Genomic DNA, 6,187 nt, shown 5'->3' with positions numbered 1-6,187 from the left:
GGCGGCGGTGGCGGGGTCCAGTCCTGGCGCGCGAACACGCCCCCATCGCCCTGGCCCTGGTTGAAGCGGTCGCCGCTGTCGCCGATCAGCGCTTCGCGTGGGACCAGGCCCAGGATGGCCACGTTCTTGTCCTTGTCCTTGCCGCTGGAAGGTCGGCTATCCGGCGCCGGCGCCGCTGCAGCAGCCGGCGCGGCCGCGCGCTCGACCGGCTCGGCCACCACGTCCTCGGGCGTATTGTCGCCGAAGACCACCAGGCCGGCCGCCAGCACCAGGGCCGCACCCATCGCGAGGTGACGCGGCTTCATTGCGGCACTCCCGGGGTCGCGGACAGGTAGAGCGTCAGGCGCAGGCGCGCCTCGACCGTCTCGCTGCCGATGGCGTCGCGGCGGAACGCCACGTCGTCGAGCGAGGCATGTGGCAGCGCGCGCAGCGTGTCGAAGGCGAACTGCCAGATCGCCGCATAGCGTCCCGTCACCGGCAGCGTGATCTGGTAGGTGTAGAAGCGCCCGGCGCGGTCCTGGGCTGCGCGGTACTCGCCCTGGCGCAGCGCCAGGCCGTTCTTCTGGGCCAGCCCGAACACGGTCTTGAGCTGGCGGTCGACCCTGGCGCGCTCGCCCAGCACGCCGTAGAACTGCGCGAGGTTCTGGTCGGCGCTCGGCGGCGGCGCCACCGCGCTTCGTACCGGCGGCGGCAGCGCCGCCTGGCGGCGCGCGGCTGCGTATTCGGCGTCGAGCTCGACCAGCGATTTGAACACCAGGCCGATCGCCGCCACGATGCCGAGCGCCAGCACGACGGTGCCGGCAATGACCGGGTTCAGGCGGCGCAGCGCCAGCATCAGGCGCAGCCAGGCGGCGGACAGGTTCAGGTTCTTCATTGGCCGCCGCTCCACTGTGCGTTCAGCTGGAAGCGCAGCGGCCGGTTCGGCTCCTGCTCGGCGATTTCGTGGCGCACCAGGTTGACGCTGGCGAACCAGCCCTGCTCCTGCATCTGGGCGACATAGGCCAGCATGTCGTCGCTGTTCTTTGTCTCGGCCGTGATGCGCAGGCTGCGGCGCTTGGCGTCCGGCTCCAGCGCCAGCAGGGCCACACTGGCAGGCGTGGCCGCGCGCACCGCCTCGACCAGGTCGCGCCACGGCAGGTTGAGCTGCATGACGGCCTCGTTGACGGCCTGCGCCTGCGCCTCGGGAATCGTGAACCTGGGCATCGCCGCCACCGGCAGCGGACGGGCGGCCTGGGAACGCGCCGCGATCGCGGCCTGCAGGGCATCGAGCTGCTCGCGCTCTTCGCGGTAGCTGGCCAGCTGCGAGGCCAGCACCAGGCACAGCATGGCGGTCGCGACCAGGAACACGCCGAAGCGCGACGGCACCCGGAACAGGGCGCGGCGCAGCGTGCGCGGGGCGAAATCGATGTGGGTGCGTTTCACGTCTCCACCTTATGTGTCCATTCCCGTGCGCGCCAGGCGCACGTGCAGCGGCCAGTCGGCGCTGTCGTCTTCCAGCAGGGTGCAGGCGAACTTCAGGCGTCCGGCCGAACTGGCCCAGCCGGCGGGCGCGGCGCCGCACAGCTGCAGGCGCTCCGGGCGCCCGACGCCCACGCGCAGCGCTTCGCGCGCCACGTGGGCTTCCAGCCAGTCGCGATCCGCACCAGGCGGAATCACGGCGGTGCGCACCGCGGCCAGGGCCCTGCCCTCATAGGCGGCAAGCGACAGCACGTTTGCGTGCACCAGGCCGAACCAGGCGCCAGGACGGCGTGCGCGGCGCCAGGCGTTCATGGCGGCGACGAATTGCGGGCTGACCTCGACCAGGTGGAAGCGCCCCTCGCGCGCCAGGGTCTCCAGCAGCGCCAGCAGGCCTTGCGGCGCGGCCGCGGCCAGGAAGGGATGGGCGGTGTCCCAGTCGGCGCTGATACGCCACTCTTGCGGCATGGCGCCGAACAGGGCCTGGTAGCGCAGCGCGGCGGCGGCCTGCAGGTCGGCCAGGCGCGTCGCGCCCTGCGGCGGCGGCACCTGCCACAGGCGCACCAGTTCGTCGGCCAGCACCACGCTCACAGGCCAGCCGCGCGGGGCGACTTCCGTCAACAGGGCGCGCAGGCCATTGGCCAGCGCGTCGGGCGCGCCCGCTTCCACGGCCCGCTCGGCCAGCACGTCGACGCCGGCACGCGGCCAGCCGCTCACGCGCAGCAGGGCAAGGCCGTCGGCGGCGACGCCGAGGCGCAGCGACTGCCCAAAACGCAAGGTGCGAGAACTAAGCATGGAGCGTCACCCGCTTGATCTCGTCGATGGTGGTGGCGCCGCGCTTGACCAGGTCAAGCGCGGCCAGGCGCAGGCTGCGGGTGCCGTTGGCGTGGGCGGCGGCCTTGATGCGGCGGATCGGCTGCTTGTCCACGATCAGCTCGCGGATCTCGTCGTTCAGGGTCAGGATTTCGGCGATCGAGCGGCGTCCGCGGTAGCCGGTGCCGCGGCAGTCGCCGCAGCCCTTGCCGCGCATGAAGACGTAGTCAAGCGCGTCCTCGCGCGCCAGGTGCACCGAGGCCAGCTCGGCATGATCCGGCTCGTAGCGCACCGCGCAGTGCGGGCAGTTCATGCGGATCAGGCGCTGGGCCCAGATGCCGTTCAGGGCCGAGACAAACGCATACGGGTCGATGCCCATGTGGGTGAAGCGCCCGAACACGTCGAACACGTTGTTGGCGTGAACCGTGGTCAGAACCAGGTGGCCGGTCAGGGCCGACTGCACCGCGATCTCGGCGGTCTCGCGGTCGCGGATCTCGCCGACCATGATCTTGTCGGGGTCGTGGCGCAGGATCGAGCGCAGGCCCTTGGCAAAGGTCAGGCCCTTCTTTTCGTTGACCGGGATCTGCAGGATGCCGGGCAGCTGGTACTCGACCGGGTCTTCGATGGTGATGATCTTTTCGCGCCCGTTGTGGATCTCGGTGAGCGCCGCGTACAGGGTCGTGGTCTTGCCCGAGCCGGTTGGTCCGGTCACCAGCAGCATGCCGTAGGCTTCCTGGGCCAGGGTGCGCAGGGTGGCCAGCGAAGGCGCATCGAAGCCCAGCGCTTCCAGGGTCAGCGAGCCGTAGGCTTCGATCATGGCGCGCTTGTCGAGGATACGGATCACCGCGTCCTCGCCGTGGATGCTGGGCATGATCGACACCCGCAGGTCGATGTCGCGCCCGCCGGATTCGACCCGGAAGCTGCCGTCCTGCGGGATGCGCCGTTCGGCGATGTCGAGTTCGGCCAGCACCTTCAGGCGCGAGATGATGTGTTCGGCCAGCTCGATGCCGCCCACGCTGGCCGCATGGTCGAGCACTCCGTCGACCCGGTATTTCACCGACAGGCCGGTGGCCGTGCTCTCGAGGTGGATGTCCGAGGCGCCTGCCTTGAGCGCGTCGTACAGGGTCGAGTTGACCAGCTTGACGGCCGGGCTGCCGCTTTCCGACACCGAAGCAAAGGACAGCACCTGGGCGGTCTTGCCGTCGCGCCGGGCTTCGCCATCGGCGCCCACCAGGCTGTCGACGGCGCGCGCCGATTCTTCCTGCTTGGAGAGGTAGGCCTGGATGTCGGACTGCAGCGCCAGGCACAGGTCGAGCGGCTGCCGGACGGTGGCGCGCGCCTGCGCCCCGAGCCAGGTCTGCAGGTCGAGGTCGAAGGGGTCGGACAGCACACCCGTCAGGTGGCCGCCCGCGTCGCGCAGCAGCACGCAGTGGCGCGACATGGCGGCGGCCAGCGGCAGCAGGTCGAAGGCCGGCGCCTGCGCCAGCATGGCGGCGGTTTCCATCACCGGCAGCCCGAAGGGCGCAGCCAGTTCGCGCACGATCTTGCGCGGCTCTTCGCCGGTCAGGCCTTCCAGCTCGGCCACCAGGCCGCGCCGCGACTGGCGGGCCTGGGCACGCGCGCGCGCGAGCAGGCCTGGATCGAGCACGCCGTTCATGACATGTCTCCAGCCAGGTCGAAGATCGGCATGTAGAGCAGCACCACGATGGCGCCCACCACCAGGCCGATGGCCGCCATCAGCAGCGGCTCGAAGGTGCGGGTGAAGCGGTCGATCCAGCGCGTGATTTCGCCGTCATAGAAGGCGGCCGACTGGGTCAGCATCGGGCCCATGTCGCCGGTGCGCTCGCCCACGCGCAGCATGCGCAGCGAGATCGGTGTCGTCAGGCCATTGGATTCAAAAGCGTTGGACAGCGGCTGCCCCGCCTCGATCGCGGCGCGCGCCTGCAGCAGGCCCTTGCGCACGTTCCCCGAAACCATCGGCTGCACGGTCTCGATGGCGCCGACGATGGTGATGCCGCCCTCGGTCAGCATGCCCAGCGTCAGGTAGAGGCGCGACAGTTCATAGATGCGGGCGCGTTCGCCGATGCCCGGCAGGCGCACCAGCAGGCGGTTGATGCCGCCGCTGCGCAATAAATGGCGCACGCCCGCCACCGCGCCCACCACCAGCAGCAGCGCGCTGATGGCGATCGCGGTGCCATGGCTGGATGCGAACTGGCCCCAGTCGAGCAGCAGCTGCGACATCCAGGGCAGCGTGCGCCCTGCTCCCTGATAAACCTCGGCGAACTTCGGTACCACGTAGCCGATCAGGAAGGCGCTGACGCCGCCGCCCACCAGCAGCAGGATCACGGGATAGATCGAGGCGCTGACGATCTTGGCGCGGACCAGGTCGATGCGCTGCTGGTAATCGATGTAGCGCGACAGTGCGCGCGGCAGGTCGCTGGTGCCCTCGGCGGCGCGCACGATGCCGACGTAGAGCGGCGGGAACAGATCGGGCTGCGCGGCCAGCACGGCGGAGAAGCGCTTGCCCTCGCGCAGGCCGCCCAGCAGGCGTTCCAGCACGCCGCGCGCGCCGGGACTAGCCTCTTTTTCAAGGAGGGCTTCCAGGCCCTCGACGATACCCAGGCCCGCGTTGAGCAGGGCCAGCAGCTCCTGGCTGAACAGGACCAGCGAGAGCCGCGCCCCACCCTTGCGGCCGAGGCCGGCGAAGGGCGACGAACGCGCCGGTTCGACGGCGCTGACGAACAGGCCGCGCGCCTCGACCTGGCGGCGCGCGTCGAGCGCGTCGGCGGCGTCGACGACGAGGTTCGAGATCGACATGTCGGGCGCAAGGGTACGAACGGCGAACTGCATGAAGGCGGGGCCCGGCGAAAAGGAATCTGCTAAGTCTGGAACGGCGGCTGCTAGGGCCTTCAGTTCGACGAAATGTCGGCGTTGTCGCCGGTGCCGCCCGGCTGGCCATCCTTGCCGAGCGAGAGGATTTCGTACTCGCCCTTGGTGCCCGGCGAACGGTACTGGTAAGGACGGCCCCATGGGTCCTGGGGCACGCCCTTCTTCAGGTAGGGGCCGTTCCACTTGGCGCCGGCGCTCGGCGGGGCCGCCATCAGGGCGTTCAGGCCTTCCTCGGCGCTCGGGTAGCGGCCGGTGTCGAGACGGTAGGTGTCGAGCGATTTATCGAAGGCTTCGATCTGGGCCTTGGCCACGGTCACTTCCGACTTGCCCAGCTGCGAGAAATACTTGGGGCCGACGTAGGCCGCGAGCAGGCCGATGATCACGATCACCACCAGCAGTTCGAGCAGGGTGAATCCTGACGCAGCGGGGCGCGACGGAACGCGTTGTTTCAATACTGAATACATCGACCGACTCCTAAGTGCACACACGAAAAGCTCAGCGTTGAAGGCTACCACGCCGCTCAACACCAAGACAATAGTTCTTTATTTTTTGCAATCGCGGCGCCAGCGGCGCCGGCGATCAGCGTGCGACCGGGGACGAAGGCGCCGATGGCGACGAGCCGCCCAGCTGGCAACTGCCGCTGGTGCACACCGCGCCCGGATCGGTCATGTAGCGGCAGATGGACATCAGGCCGCTTGCCTTGTTCTGGGCCAGGCGCTCGGCCTTGTACTGCTCGCCCAGTGCGCGCAGGGTCTTTTCGTCGGTGCGCGACTCCGAATACGGCAGGTAGCTCTCCGGGCCGCCGCAGGCCATGGCCCCGATCGGCAGGGTACGGCACTGGCCGGAATGGGTGCAACTGGCTTCGCCGATCACGGCGCGGATGCGGGCCAGGAGGTGCGGCTGGCCGATATCGCCGCCTGGCGCCGATGCAGCTGCCGGTGCGGACGCCACCGGTGCGTCCTTGCGAGCGGGGTCGTGGGCCTGGGTGCTGCAAGCGGCACAGCCCAGCAGGAGGATAAGCATGAGTTTG

7 protein-coding genes and 1 pseudogene are annotated in these 6,187 nt (G+C 69.7%); all 8 read right to left on the bottom strand.

Going from position 1 to position 6,187, the window contains the following annotated elements; translation table 11 throughout:
* Positions 1-305 (bottom strand): annotated as a pseudogene (locus LK542_RS03365) (hypothetical protein); the annotation flags it as partial.
* A complete protein-coding gene (locus tag LK542_RS03360) occupies positions 302-874 on the bottom strand; it encodes a hypothetical protein (protein WP_227810791.1) in 573 nt (190 codons plus the stop codon). The pseudogene LK542_RS03365 and the gene LK542_RS03360, both read right to left, overlap by 4 nt.
* The gene (locus LK542_RS03355) at positions 871-1,422 is read right to left on the bottom strand and encodes a PilN domain-containing protein (protein ID WP_227810790.1); all 552 of its coding nucleotides are present in this window, start codon (positions 1,420-1,422) and stop codon (positions 871-873) included. Before LK542_RS03355 ends, LK542_RS03360 begins: the two co-directional genes overlap by 4 nt.
* A 9-nt stretch (positions 1,423-1,431) precedes the next feature.
* Positions 1,432-2,250, bottom strand: coding sequence for a hypothetical protein (locus LK542_RS03350; protein WP_227810789.1), 819 nt, complete (start codon positions 2,248-2,250; stop codon positions 1,432-1,434).
* A complete protein-coding gene (locus tag LK542_RS03345; protein ID WP_227803594.1) occupies positions 2,243-3,925 on the bottom strand; it encodes a GspE/PulE family protein in 1,683 nt (560 codons plus the stop codon). The genes LK542_RS03350 and LK542_RS03345 overlap by 8 nt, the downstream gene beginning before the upstream one ends.
* Positions 3,922-5,118: a type II secretion system F family protein gene (locus LK542_RS03340; protein ID WP_227810788.1), complete on the bottom strand. Its 1,197-nt coding sequence runs from the start codon at positions 5,116-5,118 to the stop codon at positions 3,922-3,924. The genes LK542_RS03345 and LK542_RS03340 overlap by 4 nt, the downstream gene beginning before the upstream one ends.
* Before the next feature lie 59 nt (positions 5,119-5,177).
* Positions 5,178-5,621 carry a type II secretion system major pseudopilin GspG gene (gspG, locus tag LK542_RS03335; RefSeq protein WP_227810787.1) on the bottom strand — a complete coding sequence of 148 codons (444 nt, stop codon included), beginning with the start codon at positions 5,619-5,621 and terminating at the stop codon, positions 5,178-5,180.
* Positions 5,622-5,736: 115 nt separating this feature from the next.
* Positions 5,737-6,180, bottom strand: coding sequence for a hypothetical protein (locus LK542_RS03330; protein WP_227810786.1), 444 nt, complete (start codon positions 6,178-6,180; stop codon positions 5,737-5,739).
* Positions 6,181-6,187: the final 7 nt, after the last annotated feature.

Origin of the sequence: Massilia sp. IC2-477 (genome assembly GCF_020707265.1) — a bacterium.
In the GTDB taxonomy this organism is placed as follows: domain Bacteria; phylum Pseudomonadota; class Gammaproteobacteria; order Burkholderiales; family Burkholderiaceae_D; genus Telluria.
Note: the sequence above shows the minus strand (reverse complement) of the source record. Positions and strands in the feature narration are given on the sequence as shown.